Source organism: Pseudoduganella namucuonensis, assembly GCF_900116645.1.
Lineage (GTDB): Bacteria > Pseudomonadota > Gammaproteobacteria > Burkholderiales > Burkholderiaceae_D > Rugamonas > Rugamonas namucuonensis.
In genome coordinates, this window is sequence record NZ_FPBO01000019.1 from 63,532 (window position 1) to 79,551 (window position 16,020).

Consider the following 16,020-nt stretch of genomic DNA (forward strand, 5'->3'; position numbering starts at 1 on the left):
CCTATTGTTTGCTGACGTTGAAGAAGCGCGGACGGCGATACGGCCACGGCTCGAATCCCTTGAGCTTCTTGCTGACGCCGATCAGGACCGGCGAGTTATAGATATGCAGCATCGGGACATCGGCGATCATGCGCTTGTGCAGGTCCTCGAACGCGGCCTTGCGCTTGGCCGGGTCGCCCTCGGCCTTGAGCCCGGCCAGCACGCGGCTGGCCTCGGGATTGGTCCACTGGCTCATCGGCGTGACCGCCTTGTCGCCCAGGACGTCGCCGTACATGATGGCCGGGTCCATGCGCGACGAGTAGGTGAAGGCCATCATCTGGAAGCGCCCCTCGCGGAAGTTGGTCACCTGCGTGGCCCACTCCAACACCTCGACCTCGGTCTTGATGCCGGTCTTGCCCAGCATGTTCTGTGCCACCACGGCCAGCCGGTACATGTCCGGATAGCGCTTGGTGGTCTGGATCTTGATGGTCTCGCCCTTGTAGCCGGAGGCCGCCAGCAGCTTGGCCGCCTGCTCCAGGTTCTTGGCGTAGCCGGCCGCGTGCGCGGGCGTATAGTTCAGCGTCCCCACCGGCACCAGCGACGGGTTGTAGACCGTGTTGCCGTTGGTGAGCGTCTTGACCAGGGCCGGCATGTCCAGCGACAGGGCCACGGCGCGCCGGAACTCGGGCTTGGACAGCAGCGGGTCCTTGGACTGCATCAGCAGCGCGTTGGCGTCCATGTCCTGCTCCACCACCACGTTCCAGCCCGGGCCCTTGGGCGGCGGATTCTCGCCGTCCGCCACGATCAGGTCGACCTGGCCGGACATGAAGGCCGCCTTCTGCGCCGAGGTGTCCGGAATCACCACCATGCGGATGTGGGCCATCGGCTTCTTGGCGCCGGCCATGCCGGACGGCGCCTCGGCGCGCGGCGCGTAGCCGGGGTAGACGCGCAACTGGATGTACTGCCCCTTGCGCCACTCGCCGAAGGAATACGGCCCGGTGCCCACCGGCTTGACCCACTTGCCCTGGGCGTCCACGCTGCTGGGGTGCAGCACCGCCATCGGGCACTGCACGTTGCCCAGCTGTTGCAGGAACAGCGCGTTGGGCTGGGCCAGCGTGATGGTCACCGCGTCCGGCGCGGTGGCCTTCACGCTGGCCACCTTGGCGCCCTTGCTGCCGTCGTACTGGTTGCGGCAATAGGATTCGCCCTTGGGGTCGAGCATGCGGTTCAGGCTCCACACCACCTCGGCCGACGTCATCGGCGCGCCGTTGTGGAAGGTGACGCCGCCGCGCAGCTTGAACTGGTAGGTTTTGCCGTCGTCCGAGACTTTCCAGCTGTCGGCCAGCATCGGGGCCACGCTCAGGTCGTTGCGCAGCGCCACCAGCGATTCAGCCACGTGGATCGTGATCGAATCGGTGGTGGTGTTGCGCGAGCGGTGGCCGGGCATGGACGAGGGCGTATCGAAAGCCTCGGCGACGCGGATTTCGGGCAGCTCGGCGGCGACGCCGGGAGGCATGGCCAGCGTGGCCAACATGCCCATCGCCACGCACACCGGAGTTAGTTTGATCATCGGTATCTCCACGCTGGCGGGCACCCCGCCCGCCAAAATATAGTAGCAGCCTGTTACAGACGGTATTCCACGAATTCACGCGACTCGTAAGGCTTGCGCGCCACCCACATGACGCCGGCGCCCGGATCCATCAGCGTGGTCGCCACCGTGCAGTAGACGCTGTCGTGGCTGGCCGGCGCCGGGTAGGTCAGCACGCCCTCGGGCTTGCCGAATTCGTCGGCCAGCGCGGCCTTGACCACGTCCCAGCCGATGTCGCTGCGCTTGGCCATCAGCGCGGCGGTGACGCGGCGCTGGCGGTAGATGGAGTCCGGCGTGTTCTGCAGGCCCAGGTCCACCAGCTTGGCGCGCGCCGGGGCGCTGACCCAGTGGTTGGCGTGCACCAGGATGTCGTCCTCCGGCGTCAGCCAGAAGATCTCGTCCGGCGCGCATTCCAGGTCCACCGCCTCGCCGCCGGCGTGGGCCAGCATCAGGTTGTTGGAGCAGAAACGGCGCGTGGCGAACAGCATGCGCATGGCTGCCGTCATATTGCGGCATTCCAGCATCTTGCGGCGCAGCAGACCAAGCGGCACGTCGGCGGCGCCCTGGTAGTCGCGGTCGCAGGTCAGGAAATTGCCCGACAGCGACAGGCCGTCCGAGTTGAAACCGTGGCGGCCCAGCGTGCCGGCCTCGGTGAACATCAGCATGTCCGGACCGTCGCCGTTTTTCTTCACCTTCAGCACGATGCCGGTGTCGGCGCAGGCCTCGCGCCAGTCCCAGTTGTGGGCGTGCATCAGGCGGCCGGCGCGCGCCGCGCCGGGCAGCACCACCAGGCCGGTGCAGCCGTCGTCCAGCGCCTCGCGGGCGGCGCCCAGGGCGGCGTGGCCGTACATCATTTCGGTGCGGCAGTTGACCAGGATGATGTCTTCGATACTGACGCCGGCGCCTTCGGCCATGCCGCGCATCTCCTCGAAGTACGTCTCATCGAATGCCCGTATCTTCGGCACCACATCCCAGGCCAGCAGATTGGTGGTCGCCACATCCACACCGCGCCTGGCCAGCTGGTCGCGGTACAGGGCGACACTGCCCTTCACGCGCTCCGGCACCGCGCGGCCATGCTGCAGACCGCGTTCAAATGGCGTACCCGATACTTCCACCAGGGGGAAACCCTCTTCCTTCGACATTGTTAGCTCCTTGTAGTTGATGGAAGTATTTTGTATTAAACTAAGATTAAATGCAATAGGAATGTTTTCTATTTTCCTTGCGTACGAAAATTGGGCATAATGCAGGTCAGAGGAACAATGTAGAAGGCAGTACCGACATGACTAAAGCGCCCAAACCCGACGCCCATAAACTGGCGAACCCCGAGCCCAGCCCGGAGCCGAACCCCGAGCCGGCCGCGGCCGAACCGAAGGCGGCGTCCCCCAAGGCCGCCGGCCCCAGCCCGCTGCAGCTGGAACTGGCCGAGCGCATCGGCAAGGAAATCCGCGACGGCAGCCTGCCGGTCGGCGCCCACCTGACGGAGGAATCGTTCGGCGCCCGCTACGGCGTGTCGCGCACGCCGGTGCGCGCCGCGCTCAAGCTGCTGGCCGAACGGAACATGATCGAGTACCGCGCCAACGCGGGCTACTTCGTCAACGAGGGCGGCGCCCAGGTCAACCTGGACGACCTGAGCACCGGCTCGGTGACGGTCGATGAGCTGTACAAGGCGATCGTGGTGGACCGCATCCGCGAGGCGCTGCCGGAATCGATCACGGAGAAGGAACTGCTGTCGCGCTACCCCGCGCCGCGCAGCCTGATGACGAAGACGCTGATGCGCATGGCGTCCGAGGGCCTGATCGTCAAGCGCACCGGCCATGGCTGGCAGTTCATGCCCTCGCTGGGCACGCCGCGCGCCATGGGCGAGAGCTACCGCTTCCGCATGATCATCGAGTGCGGCTCCTTCCTGGAGCCGACCTACAAGGTGGACCCGGTGCTGCTGGCGCGCGTGAAGGAGGCCCACCAGCGCCTGCTGGAGAACCTGGACAACCCGCCCACCTCCGGCGAGTTCTTCGCCCTCAACGCGGCCTTCCACGAAATGGTGGCGCGCTTTTCCGGCAACCGCTACATCCTGCAGGCCATGCAGCAGCAGAACAACCTGCGCCGCCTGGACGAGACGGCGGCCTTCTACCGCATGCTGCGGGTGCAGGGCTCCTGCACCGAGCACCTGGAGATCATCAACGCCATCGAGCTGGACGACCGCGAACTGGCCGCCGCCCTGATGCGCCACCACCTGCGGATCGCCACGCCCAAGGCAAGCATGATTTGAGGTGGCGTCCATTGTATTTTAGCATCAATAAATACATTCAATTCCCGCCCAGTACGGGCCGCAGCAGCCGCCAATAGCGTTCGTAGCCGGCCGGCTGCAGGTGCAACAGGTCGTCCTGGAAGTAGCCGCAGGCGTTGCCGCCGCCGCACAGGAAGGCCTCGGTGGTGTCGACGAAGACGAAACCGCGCCCGGCGGCCAGCTCGCGCAAGCCGTCGTTCACGTCCCGGCGCCGCTCCGCCGCGAACCGCATGCCCTCCCCGCGCGGCAATATGCCCAGCACCACGATGCGCGCCTTCGGCCACGCCGCGCGCATGCGGTCCACGATGGCGGCGATGCCGGCCAGGATGTCGCAGGCCGTGTCGTCGCCGCGCAGGTTGTTGGTGCCGATCAACAGCACCGCCTCGCGCGGCTGGAGCGACGCCAGGTCCAGCCGGTCCAGCCGCCACAGCACGTTTTCCGTCTGGTCGCCCGGCACGCCGAGGTTGAGCGCCTTGCGCCCGGCCAGGCCGGGCAGGCGCTCGAAGCGGCCCTCGTCCGAAAAGTGCGCGGTGATGCTGTCGCCGACGAAGACCAGGTCCGCGTCCGGCATGAGGCGCATCCGCTCGATGATGGCCTCGTGCACCGGCTTCCACTTGGCCGGATCCTTGACGCGCTCCTGCGGCGTGGCGGCGCGCGCGGCGGGAGAACCGGTGGCGCCGGCCGCGCAATCCCGCGCGATGGCGGCGCCGGGCAGCACCATGGCGGCGACCGCCATCAGCGCCGCCACCGCCGCCACCTGCGCCGCGCGGTGGGTGATCAGTTTCTTCACGCGCATACGCCCTCCCTACGGTTTCAGGTCCAGCACCTTGCCGCCCAGGATGGTGTGCACCACCCCGGTCGTCAGGTACTCCTGCGGCGGAACGGTCAGGATGTCCTTGGACAGCACCACCATGTCGGCCAGCTTGCCCTTGCTGATGCTACCCTTGATCTTGTCCTCGCGGGCGGCGTAGGCCGGGCTCAGGGTGTAGGCCTTGATGGCCTCCTGTATGCTCAGCCGCTGCTCCGGGTGCCAGCCCCCCTCCGGATAACCCTTCTTGTCGGTGCGGGTGACCGCCGAGAAGATGTTTTCCATCGGATTGTACGGCGACACGTGCAGGCGGTTGAAGGAGCCCGGCAGGTCGGAACCCAGGGTCACCACCACGCCCGCGTCCAGCATGCTCTTCCAGGGATGGCTGGTGCGCGCGCGTTCCTCGTCCAGCGTGCCGCCTATCTGCGCCACCTCGCGCTCCAGGTGGAAGGGCTGCACGTCGGCCACCAGGCGCATCTTGCCGGCGCGGCGGATGTCCTCCTCGGTGGTGTGCCACAGGTGGATCATGCGCAGGCGGCGTTCGCGCGCCGGGTTCCGCGCGATCGCGTCGCCGTACCAGTTGATCAGCGAGTGCACCGCCTTGTCGCCGATGATGTGCATGCCCACGTCGAAGCCCGCCTTGTCCGCCTCGACGATCTCCCGCGCCACCGTGGCCTCGCCCGGGAAGCGGTAGGACCACTCGCCCGGCAGGCCGTTGCCCGCGAAGGGCTTGAACATCACGCCGCTGTCGCCGTAGATCTTGAGCGCGCCGTAGCGCAGCCATTCATCGCCGCTGTAGGGCTTGATGTTGTGCTGGACCAGCTCCCGCCGCGTTTCCATCGGCAGCATGGCGAACACGCGCACACTCAGTTCGCCGCTCTTGCGCAGCGCGCGGAAGATGCGGTCGTCGGTGGCGCTGCGCTCGACGTGGAAGCGGTACATCTGCTCGTTCGAGATGTCGTCGATGCGCGCCATGTCGGTGATGGAGGTGATGCCCACGCGGTTCAGGTCCCGCTGCACGGCGCGCGCGCCTATCATCTTCTGCTTGATGGACATGGGCGGCAGCTGGCGCTCGAGGATTTCGCCGGCCGTCCCGTACAGCAGGCCGTTGAGCTCACCGGTGGCCGGGTCCCGGCCGTAGGAGCCGCCGGCGGGGTTGGGCGAACGGGCCGACAGGCGCGCCAGCTCCAGCGCCTTGGAATTGGCGAAGTACACGTGGTCGTAGCGGCGGATGATGAGCGGATGGTCCGGGGACACCGCGTCTATCGCCTTCAAGTCCGGCAGCAGCGGCTCGAAGCCGGCCTTGCGGTTCTTGTCGGCCGCGTTGGCGGCGCTGGTGCCCCAGTCGCCGCCGGTGATCCAGATGCCCTTCGGCACGCGCGCGGCCACGGTGCGCACCCGCTCGGCCATCAGCTTGATATCGTTCACGTCCGTCAGCGGCACCTGGAAGAACCATTCGGTGGCGTTGCCGAAGTGCGTGTGCGCGTCGTTGAAGCCGGGCAGCACCAGCTTGCCCTCCATGTCCATGACGCGCGTGTCCGGGCCCTTCAGCTCCAGCACCTTCTTGTTGTCGCCGACCTTGACGATGCGGTCCCCGCGCACCGCCACCGCCTCGGCGCTGGGGTGCTTGTCGTCCACCGTCCACACCTTGGCGTTGTACAGGATCAGGTCGGCGCGCTTGTCGCCGGCCAGGGCCGGGCCGGCGTGGCCCAGGGCGGCCGCCAGCAGCAGCGGCAGCAGCGCCAGGCCGGCCTTGCGAAGCATGGGTTGGGTCTTGTCGAGCATGGTGAAATCTCCCGCGATAAGCTTAGTGTGCATGTTTTTGAGCCGCCTGGCGCGTTTCCTCGCGCAGTTCCTGTTCGGTTTTTTCACGCGTCGGCGCGTAGCTCAGCACCGTGAACGAATCCGGATGGTAGGTCGGCGGCGGCGGCGCCTTGCCCTCCGGCGCGGCCGGGAAGGTGTGGCCGGCCGTCACCGTGTAGAGCTTCTTGGTGGCCGGGTCCATCGCGAGCACGCGCGCCATCGGGCGGGTGGCGACGGTTTCCGCCAGTTCGTACCGGTCCGGGCCAAGCTGCCTGATGGCGACCAGGTTGGCGTCGGTGCCGTTGGAGGTGACGATGAGGCGCTTGTCCGGATCGAAGGCCATGCCGTCCACGCCGCGGCCGATGGGCAGCGAGGCGACCACCTTGCCGGTCTTGGGATCGACCGCGATGAACACCGGCTTGCTGCCGCGGCAGCCGATGAAGATGCGCTTGCTGTTCTTCTCATATTCCACCGCCACCGGCTGCTCGCACGGCGCCAAGGGCCAAGTCTGCTGGATCGACAGGTCCTTGGCGGACAGCTTCATCAGCGCGTTCCTGTCGCGCATGGGCGCGAAGATCGCGCCCTCCTCGTCGGTGGCCGGCGTGTCCATCTTGGTGCTGTCGAAATCGGTGCGGCCTATCAGCTTGCCCGTCCGCGCGTCCAGCGTGATGTAGCTGGAGGTCTTCGGGCGCAGCGCCGTGATGGCGTGGATGCGCTGCGTGGTGGGCTCGTAGATGATGCCGTTCAAGCCGCCCTGGTCGAGCTGCTCCCATTTGAGGAGCGTGAGCGTGGACATGGCCAGCGTGGTCATGGTGCCGTCCGTGTTGACCACGTAGGCGCGGTCGAACTGGGGCAGCAGCAGGATGCCGTTGGCGCCGCGCGTGCCCGGCACGTTGGCCACCACCTTGTTGGCGCGCACGTCGAACACGGTGAGGCCGTCGCCGCGCCGCGCGATGTAGAGGTGGGAGCGCGCGGCGTCGAAGGCGAGATAGTCCCAATCGGTGTTGGTGCTGGGCAGCACGGTGGCCGACTCCAGCTGGTAACCGTCCGCCGCCGCGGCGGGGACGCCGGCCAGCAGACCGGCCACAGCCATTGCCGTCATCGCGGCGATTTTTTTTGGCAAGTGAAACATGTACTCCTCCATTATGAATTGCATAAAAATCCAGAAAAAAACCAAGGTCGCGCCCTGCGGGCGCTGCTCAAAACCGTCGATAATCCCCTGCCGCAGAAGGATTTCTTGACTTGAACCACCCATGGGCCTAACATGTATTTAAGTATTATTAAGTACAATATACGGGAAAACTTTTGAAGTGACAACCAAAAGCGCGCCCGGCTCCACCTCGACAAAACAGGAATCCAAATGACAACCATGTTCGACAGCATCGCGGAAGCCCACCGCGCCATCCGTCCCCAGGTGCGCGTGACGCCGATGGAACGCAGCACCGCCCTATCCGAGCTGACCGGATGCGAGATCTACCTCAAGTGCGAGCATGTGCAGCACACCGGTTCGTTCAAGTTCCGCGGCGCCAGCAACAAGCTGCGGCGCATGGGCCAGCAGGCCAAGCGCGGCGTGATCACCTCCTCCACCGGCAACCACGGCCAGGCCGTGGCGCTGGCGGGACGCAATGCCGGCGTGCGGGTGGGCGTGTACGCGCCGTCCAATGCCGCGCCGTCCAAGCTGGACGCGATCCGCGCGCTGGGCGCGGAACTGGTGCTGGTCGAGGGCGGCGCGCTGGCCGCTGAGACGGCCGCCCGCCACGCCGCGGAGGAGCTTGGCCTGCCCTACATCTCCCCCTACAATGACCTGGACGTGATCGCCGGCCAGGGCACGGTCGGCATGGAAATGCTGGAGCAATGCCCGGACCTGGACATGGTGTGCGTGTCGGTGGGCGGCGGCGGCCTGGTCTCGGGCATCGCCAGCGCCTACCAGGAGCGCTCGCCCGCCACCCGCATCGCGGGCTGCTGGCCCACGCACGCGCCCAGTATGTACGCCAGCCTGCTGGCCGGCTCCATCGTCGAGGTGACCGAGCATCCCACGCTGTCGGACGGCACCGCCGGCGGCGTCGAACCGGGCTCCTTCACCTTCCACCTGTGCCGCCAGCTGATCGACGACTGCCTGCTGCTGACCGAGGAGGAGATCCGCCAGGCCATGCGGCTGCTGGCCCACACCGAGCGCTGGATGGTGGAAGGCGCGGCCGGCGTGGCGCTGGCCGGGATGCTGAAGGTGGCGCCGCTGTGGCAAGGCAGGAAAATAGGCGTGGTTCTGTGCGGCCGCAACGTGGCCCTGCCCGACTTCCTGGCGGCCGTGCAATAAGGAGACTGGGAACATGACGACCAAACTGAAACTGCTGCCGCTCGCCGGCCTCCTGCTCGCCGGCTCCGCGCTGGCCGACCAATGCGCGTCCCTGTCCACGCTGAAGCTGGACGGCGTGGAAATCATCCAGGCCCGCGCCATCGCCGATGGCGTCTTCGAGGAAGACAACGCCACCGGCCGCGCCGGACGCGTCTTCCGCGGCCTGCCCGGCTTCTGCCGTGTGCGCGGCGTGGCGCGGCCCGTGCCCGGCTCGCAGATCGAATTCGACATCTGGCTGCCGCTGAAGGGCTGGACGCGCCGCCTGCACATGATAGGCAACGGCGCCTATTCCTCCAACATCGGCTACCTGCAAATGATCAACCGCCTGCGCGCGGGCGACGTGGCGGTGGCCACCGACACCGGCCACAAGGGCAGCGAACTGACCTTCGCCATCGGCAAGCCCGAATCCATCTTCGACTTTTCGCACCGCGCCGTGCACACCACGGTGAACGTGGCCAAGGCGGTGACCAAGGCCTACTACGCGGCCGCCCCGGCGTATTCCTATTTCAGCGGCTGCTCCACCGGCGGCTACCAGGGCCTGATGGAGGCCCAGCGCTACCCGGAGGACTTCGACGGCATCATCGCCGGCGCGCCCGGCAACAACCGCACCGCCCTCACGCTGGCCTTCCTGTGGAACTACCATGTCAACCACCGTCCCGGCGAGGTCACGCCCATCCTGCCGCAGACCAAACTACCGATGATCACCGCCGCCGCCGTGCAGGCCTGCGACGCGCTGGACGGCGTGAAGGACGGCGTCATCAATGATCCACAGGCCTGCCGCTTCGATCCCGCCGCGCTGCTGTGCAAGGCGGGCGACGAAGCCGGCTGCCTGACGGGCGAACAGGTGGAGGTCGTGCGCAAGCTGTACGCCGGTCCCGTCGACGCCCGCAACGGCAAGCGGATCTACCCCGGCTACCCGGTCGGCAGCGAGGGCATCACCGTGGGCGAAGATGACGCCCATCCCGGCTGGAGCAACTACTGGGCCAATCACAAGAAGCCCGGCGAGCCGCTGCGCCTGGACTTCTTCCGCCACTGGGTCTACAACGACGCCAACTGGGACTGGCGCGCCTTCAACTGGGGCTCGGACGTCGACGCGGTCCTCGCCCGCATCGGCGCCACCTTCGACGCCAACAATCCGGACCTGCGCCGCTTCCGCGCGCGCAAGGGCAAGCTGCTCATGTTCATGGGCTGGCAGGACCCGGTGGGCGCGGCCGGCGAGGCGATCAACTACTACAACGCGGTGGAAGCCACCTCCCCCAAGACGAGCGAGCAGGCGCGCCGCGAGGACACGCAGGACTTCCTGCGGCTCTACATGGTGCCCGGCATGGCGCACTGCGCCGGCGGCCCCGGCGCCACGCACTTCAACAGCGCCACGCGCGACTCCATGCCGCCGGTGAACGACGCGAAGCACGACATGGCCATCGCCCTGCAGGACTGGGTGGAACGGGGCGTCGCCCCGCAGGCGCTGATCGCCACGCGCTTCGAGCCCGGCGCCAAGGCCGACCGCAAGATCATCTTCCAGCGGCCGCTTTGCGTGTATCCCCAGGTGGCGCGCTACACGGGCGGCCCGAGCGAATCCGCGGCCAGCTTCAGCTGCGTGAATCCGAACTGACGGGGCGCACATGTTCAAATGGTTGATACACCAGACCCATTGGCTGCTGGGCATCACGCTGGGCATGGTGCTGCCCGTGGTCGGCGTCACCGGCGCGATGATGTCCTTCGAGGACCCCATCATGGAGGCGCTCAGCGCCGGCATCATGCGCGTGCCCGCGCGCGCCGAGGCCGCGCTGACGCCGGACGCGCTGCTGGCCCGCTTCGCCGCCCAGGCGCCGGGCGCCACGCCCACCCTGCTCATCATGAAAACCGAGCCGGGCGCCGCGCCGCGCCTGACGTTCCGGCCCGCGTCGATCGACGGCAAACAGGCCGCGCCGGACAAGAGCTACCTCGATCCCTACACCGGCCGCATGCTTGGCAAGGCCAACGGCGAGGTGTTCTTCGACGATGTGCAGCGGCTGCACCGCTTCCTGCTGCTCGACGGCGGAAGCAGCGAGGCCGGCAAGCACATCACGGCGGCGGCGGCATTCGCGATGGTGTTCTTCGTGCTCTCCGGCCTGTACCTGCGCTGGCCGCGCCGCGCGCTGGACTGGAAAGTATGGCTCAAGCCGGAGCTGAACCGGCGCGGGCGCAGCCTGTACTGGTCGCTGCACGCGGTGGCCGGGACGTGGTTCTTCGTGGTCTACCTGGTCGCGCCCCTCACGGGACTGACCTGGGCCTACAGCTGGTACCTGCAAGGCGCGACGGTGCTGCTGACCGGGCAGGCGCCTCCCGTTGAAGCGCCCGCGCCCAAGGCGAAGCCCGGTCCGGCGGCAAAGGCGGAACCAGCGCGGCTGGACCTGGCCTGGGACACGCTGCAACGCACCGCCGGCAACCGCCTGGCCAGCGTGTTGATCACCGTGCCCAAGCCCGGCAAGCCGGTGCGCATGCGCTACCTGGAACACGACTCGCCCCACGAGGTGGCCCTCAACCTGCTGCTGGTGGACACGGCCAGCGGCGCCGTCGTCAAGCACACCCGCTTCGACGAGCAGGCGCTCGGCCAGCGCATGATCACCGGCAAACTGGCCCTGCACAACGGCTCCTGGTGGGGCACGCCGGGCACCATCGTCTTCATGCTGGCATCGGCCGCGCTGCCGCTGTTCGCGGTGACCGGCACGCTGCTGTATCTCGACCGCCGCCGGAAGGCCCGCACCCTGCGGGCCGCGGCGGATGAATTGCTCGCGTCGGATGTGGCGGCGGACGGCACGGCCATCGTCATGGCCTACGCCAGCCAGACCGGCACCGCCGAGCAGATCGCCCTGCGCTCGGCCGCCACGCTGATGCAGGGCGGCCAGGCGGTGCGCGTGACGCCGCTCGGCTCCCTGACGCTGGAGGACTTGCGCGACGCGCGCCTGCTGCTGATCGTCGCCAGCACCTACGGCGCCGGCGAGCCGCCCGACCCCGCGCGCGGCTTCGCGCGCCAGACCATGTCCCGCCCCGCCGAGCTGCCGCGGCTGCGCTACGGCCTGCTGGCCCTGGGCGACCGCAGCTATCCCGACTTCTGCGGCTTCGGCGGCGCGCTGGGATGCTGGCTGGACGAAAGCGGCGCGCGTCCGCTGTTCCCGCCCATCATGGCGGACCGCGAACAGGCGCCAGCGCTGGAATCCTGGCGCAAGCAGCTGGTGAAGCTGGGCGGCGTGACCGCTCCCGGCGCGTGGAAGGAACCGTACCTGAGCTGGCGCCTGGCCGAACGCCGCCTGCTCAACCCCGGCAGCCCGGGCGGCGAGGCGTGGCACGTGGCGCTGGAACCCGTGTCCCTGCCCTTCCCCGAATGGCAGGCCGGCGACATCGCCGAAATCTCGCCCCGCAACAGCGAGGCGGCGGTGGACGCCATCCTGCGCGAGCGCGCGCTGGACGGCCGGCGCGGCACCGACGCCAACGGCGACTCCCTGCGCACGCTCTTGGCGCGCAGCGTGCTGCCGCGGCGGGGCGAGGCGCGCGACTATTCCGAACGCGAACTGGCGGCCACGCTGGAGCCGCTGCCGGACCGCAGCTACTCCATCGCCTCGCTGCCGTCCACCGGACGGATCGAACTGCTGGTCCGCAAGACGGTGCTGCCGGACGGCGCGCTGGGCCTTGGTTCCGGATGGCTGACGCACCACGCAGCGGTAGGCGGCGAGATCCCGCTGCGGATACGCAGCAATATGAACTTCCACGCGCCGGACGTGGTGGCGCCGATGATCCTGATCGGCGCCGGCACGGGGCTGGCCGGCCTGCGCGCCCACCTGCTGCATCGCCGCGAACTGGGGCTGGGCATGGCGTGGCTGCTGTTCGGCGAGCGCAGCGCGCGGTCGGACCGCCTGTACGACGAGGAGCTGGTGGCCTGGCGCAAGGACGGCACCCTGGCGCGGCTGGACCTGGCGTTCTCGCGCGACGGCGCGGAGAAGCTGTACGTGCAGGACCTGGTGGCGCGCCACGCGGCGGACCTGCGGCGCTGGATAGTCGACGACGGCGCCTCGGTGCTGGTGTGCGGCGGGGTGCCGATGGCGGCGGGGGTGCATGAGGCGCTGCTGGCGATGCTGGGCGAGGCGGAGCTGGCGCGGCTTACCGACTCGGGGCGGTATCGCAGGGATGTGTATTAACACCGGCAGGCGACGGAGATGCCGCCTCCCACGTTCAGCGCTCCTTGCCTCATTGAGGCAAGGAGCGCGGAGGGGATGCTGCTTCAGTGGAGATGCTTTCGGTCCCGATGGTCGTACTCGGTTGCGGACGTAGATAATATTCAGTTGAGTGCTGCTGCTGATCGTCAACCGCCTGACTAACAGCAGAAAATCCAGGTGTAGTGAAGTGCCACAACAATCCAAGCGATGAAAATGAGCCGAGGCCCCCATCTGGTCGGCAAGAGACCTTTGTCATGCAAGCGCTGCGGATCAGACTTGGAAAACCAACCATCCGTCAAAATATTCAGCGCCTCGGCGTCTCGCCTAAATTTATCTTCGCGCAGTTGCTTCAACATCTCCGTCGCAAGAATGCCCGCCTGCGTGGAAACATGAGTCATGCAGCTGGTGATCAGGCCGACGGCTAGGATGACAACCATCAGTAACATCGCATGAGCTAACTGCCCCTCGTCCTTATCGCCGCCACCTATGATCGCCTGGAGCGCTGTAGCGTACCCCTGAAACAGGAAAGCCTGAAACAGCAGGAACCAGTTGAGCCGACGGTCGTTCTCTGCATACTCACCGTCTACTGCGGCGTCAATTCGCTCCAAATTGAGCAGAAGGAGTTCACGCAGTTTGTCAGGTGGGGAATTATTGTCGCCGTTTAATATGGCCATTTTGTCCTCCAATGAGGTTATTCGACCGGGATTCTTTCGGGAACCTTCCTTGACGACTCCATTGCCCCTTCAGAGGACCCAAGATGCCACCTTTACTATGGCACTGACGGAGCTCGCCGCAAAGGGAGCCGATGCCGTTTTGATCAAACAACCCCCTCTATTTTCATTACAGAGGCCGGCGGCAACATACCACCAGTATGTTGAGCTCGGTGGCCACGTCGTCCACGTACAGACAGCAGTGGATTCATACCGCATGAGGCCACGCGCGTCGAACAGCGCAGCGCCATGATTGTTGAGGGTCCGCCGAAGGTGTTGCCCGCCACACCGATGCCGATGTCGATGAGGACGCCGTCATGCAGCTTGGCGGTAGCCTTCCAAGTCGCAGCCCATGGTGCCCATGATCAGGCTGTCGTCATTGATGCCGTTCAGCGTGCCGCCGATAATGGTGCTCCAGCCCAGAGATGTAGTGTATCGCGCTGTCCTGATAAAAGCGGGACAACAGTCGAACGAGCCGACGATCACCCCGCTGCTGTTGAGCGCATGCCGCGAAGCGGTCATCGGCGATCCAGAAATGATTGCCACGACGATTCAGATTTATCATCGATCCATACAGTTGATTGCGGAAGGGTTGATCGTTTCGCTCAAGGAGCTGTGAAAATGAAAAAATGCCCTGAATGCGGGGCTGCGTCACTGTGCATGAAGTGCGCGACCTGCCCTACATCTACAAAGATCAGTCCACTATCATTCCGGCCAACGAAGCGGAATATTGCCGCCGTTACGGCGAGTTGCTCGATGCGTTCCAGAAGAAAGTCAATTCCCTGAATCGATAATCGCGCGGAGACGCGCGAGCGCGTCTTCAACATGCCTCGCGTCCTACCTGCTTGGAGTTGCCCCAATCGGCCATATCCGCAGGCTCGGAAGCCGCCGTGTCGCACAGTGCCACCAAGTCATCCAACGAAAATGCCCGGCGCTTCGGTTTCAAGATCACGCCGTCAGCCCGCAGATCGACAAGCAAGCTATCGCCGAGCGCGACCCCGAGGAAACCGAGCAGCTCGATCGGCAGACGCACTGCCGCGCTGTCGCCCCATTTCTGAATGCGCAATTCCATATTGCCTCCAAAGGAATCTACATTCCAGATCCCCGGGTTTTCCCATCCAATACGTTGTTTGCCTGGCCGCCCGCGCTCAAGCGCCGCCTCCTGCCGACGTGCGCAATCACACCCAGCCCAGCCAGCAGCATCAGCCCCGCTCTCGGCTCCGGCACGGCGCTGATCGGATCGAGCAGCACCGACCGGCAATAGCCGCCGCCGCAACCCGTGGCGACGATCTGGCCGCGATCGTTGATGTCCTCGCCGTAGCGCAAATCCAGGCCCAGCGCCGGGTCCACCAGCGTGTTGAGCTCGGTGGCCACGCCGCCCATGTACAGATAGGCGGTGGAATCGGACCACGTGGGCCCGCGCGCGTCGAACAGCGCGGCGCCATGGTTGTTGAGGGCGCGCGAGTACGTGTTGCCGGCCACGCCGACGCCGATGTCGGTGAGGACGCCGTCGTCGTACAGCTTGGCGCGGTAGCCTTCCCAGTCACTGCCCATGGTGCCCATGATCAGGCCGTTGTCATTGATGCCGTTCAGCGTGCCTCCGCCGATATTGCGCAGCAGGGTCAGTTCGCCGTTCTCGTAGATGAACGGGACGTCGCCATCGCCCACCACGGTGCCTGCGTTGTTGACGGCATAGGCCGCGCCGCGGTCGTGCTCCAGCCCGGGGATGTGGCGCATCGCGCCGTCCTGGTAAATCGCGGGCCGGTAGTCGAGCGAGCCGACGATCATGCCGTGGTCGTTGATATCCTCGGCGATGCTGGGCGCGTCCCGAAAGGCAGGATTGTGGAGGTCGGTCATCACGCCTTTCTCGTATTTAAAGGCGTGCCAGTAATGGTTGGTGTCCGATCCGCCGACGATGACGCCGCCGCTGTTGATCGCATGGGGCGTGGCGGCGAAGCCGCCTGGCAGCGTCCCCATGATGTGCAGGCCCTGGTTGGTCTGCACGAAGGTGATCCGGCCGGACTGCCCGGCCACCGCGCCGGTCGGTCCGATCGCCGCCGGATAGGTGTCCTGCAAGCGGTCGTCCGGCGGCGGGCCGATGAAGGTGACCCGGTAGGCCGGCGCGGCCTGCGCCAACGCGCCCAGCAGGCAGGACAACAGCAGGGGCAGCTTCACAAACAGTAGTCGTGGCATGATTATTCCTTGGCGTGGGTGGCGGGAATATCATGCTAACGGGAATTGCAATCTTTACAAAATTGCCTATTCGTATCATGCGCGGGTCGGCCAGGTCGATGGCGATCGA

At 66.5% G+C, this 16,020-nt stretch carries 14 protein-coding genes; 5 read left to right on the plus strand and 9 right to left on the minus strand.

The features are described from left to right. Position 1: 1 nt before the first annotated feature. Both BM436_RS19725 and BM436_RS19730 read right to left on the minus strand, forming a co-directional pair. A complete protein-coding gene (locus tag BM436_RS19725) occupies positions 2-1,549 on the minus strand; it encodes an ABC transporter substrate-binding protein (RefSeq protein WP_093557245.1) in 1,548 nt (515 codons plus the stop codon). A 53-nt stretch (positions 1,550-1,602) separates the two neighbouring features. After that, positions 1,603-2,709 (minus strand): C45 family autoproteolytic acyltransferase/hydrolase, encoded by a 1,107-nt coding sequence (locus tag BM436_RS19730; RefSeq protein ID WP_093557246.1) that lies wholly within the window; start codon positions 2,707-2,709, stop codon positions 1,603-1,605. Positions 2,710-2,846: 137 nt separating this feature from the next. On the opposite strand from BM436_RS19730, the gene BM436_RS19735 reads away from it, so the two are divergent. Further along, positions 2,847-3,833, plus strand: a complete 987-nt coding sequence (locus BM436_RS19735; protein ID WP_093557247.1) for a GntR family transcriptional regulator — start codon at positions 2,847-2,849, stop codon at positions 3,831-3,833. A gap of 37 nt (positions 3,834-3,870) precedes the next feature. Here BM436_RS19735 and BM436_RS19740 read toward each other — a convergent pair whose 3' ends face one another. From BM436_RS19740 to BM436_RS19750, 3 genes are read right to left on the minus strand one after another with little or no spacing between them, the layout of a single operon-like run. Further along, positions 3,871-4,647, minus strand: coding sequence for a GDSL-type esterase/lipase family protein (locus tag BM436_RS19740; protein ID WP_093557248.1), 777 nt, complete (start codon positions 4,645-4,647; stop codon positions 3,871-3,873). 9 nt (positions 4,648-4,656) lie between these two features. Continuing rightward, a complete protein-coding gene (locus tag BM436_RS19745) occupies positions 4,657-6,444 on the minus strand; it encodes an amidohydrolase (RefSeq protein ID WP_093557249.1) in 1,788 nt (595 codons plus the stop codon). Positions 6,445-6,466: 22 nt separating this feature from the next. Further along, a complete protein-coding gene (locus BM436_RS19750) occupies positions 6,467-7,594 on the minus strand; it encodes a YncE family protein (protein WP_177307356.1) in 1,128 nt (375 codons plus the stop codon). A 228-nt stretch (positions 7,595-7,822) separates the two neighbouring features. Here BM436_RS19750 and BM436_RS19755 point away from each other — a divergent pair, with 228 nt between their 5' ends. The 3 genes from BM436_RS19755 to BM436_RS19765 are packed head-to-tail and all read left to right on the plus strand — an operon-like array spanning position 7,823 to position 12,990. Further along, positions 7,823-8,776: a threonine/serine dehydratase gene (locus tag BM436_RS19755; RefSeq protein ID WP_093557251.1), complete on the plus strand. Its 954-nt coding sequence runs from the start codon at positions 7,823-7,825 to the stop codon at positions 8,774-8,776. Positions 8,777-8,789: 13 nt separating this feature from the next. Continuing rightward, entirely contained in the window at positions 8,790-10,427 is a 1,638-nt protein-coding gene (locus BM436_RS19760; protein ID WP_093557252.1) for a tannase/feruloyl esterase family alpha/beta hydrolase, read from the plus strand. 10 nt (positions 10,428-10,437) lie between these two features. Further along, a complete protein-coding gene (locus BM436_RS19765; RefSeq protein WP_093557253.1) occupies positions 10,438-12,990 on the plus strand; it encodes a sulfite reductase flavoprotein subunit alpha in 2,553 nt (850 codons plus the stop codon). A gap of 176 nt (positions 12,991-13,166) precedes the next feature. Here the strand turns inward: BM436_RS19765 and BM436_RS19770 are convergent, their stop codons facing one another. Beyond that, complete coding sequence (locus BM436_RS19770) at positions 13,167-13,682, minus strand: hypothetical protein (RefSeq protein WP_143133237.1); 516 nt, start codon at positions 13,680-13,682, stop codon at positions 13,167-13,169. A gap of 388 nt (positions 13,683-14,070) precedes the next feature. Between BM436_RS19770 and BM436_RS19775 the strand changes: the two genes are divergently transcribed. Then, positions 14,071-14,337: a hypothetical protein gene (locus BM436_RS19775; protein WP_093557255.1), complete on the plus strand. Its 267-nt coding sequence runs from the start codon at positions 14,071-14,073 to the stop codon at positions 14,335-14,337. Here BM436_RS19775 and BM436_RS36310 read toward each other — a convergent pair. Genes BM436_RS36310 through BM436_RS19785 form a run of 3 tightly spaced genes read right to left on the minus strand, consistent with a single transcriptional unit; the run spans position 14,324 to position 15,911 of the window. Beyond that, positions 14,324-14,545, minus strand: coding sequence for a hypothetical protein (locus tag BM436_RS36310; protein WP_143133238.1), 222 nt, complete (start codon positions 14,543-14,545; stop codon positions 14,324-14,326). The genes BM436_RS19775 and BM436_RS36310 overlap by 14 nt on opposite strands. Continuing rightward, positions 14,539-14,790, minus strand: coding sequence for an AbrB/MazE/SpoVT family DNA-binding domain-containing protein (locus BM436_RS19780; RefSeq protein WP_093557256.1), 252 nt, complete (start codon positions 14,788-14,790; stop codon positions 14,539-14,541). Before BM436_RS19780 ends, BM436_RS36310 begins: the two co-directional genes overlap by 7 nt. Positions 14,791-14,807: 17 nt before the next feature. Next, positions 14,808-15,911 (minus strand): PEP-CTERM sorting domain-containing protein, encoded by a 1,104-nt coding sequence (locus BM436_RS19785; RefSeq protein ID WP_093557257.1) that lies wholly within the window; start codon positions 15,909-15,911, stop codon positions 14,808-14,810. Between the last annotated feature and the right edge of the window lie 109 nt (positions 15,912-16,020).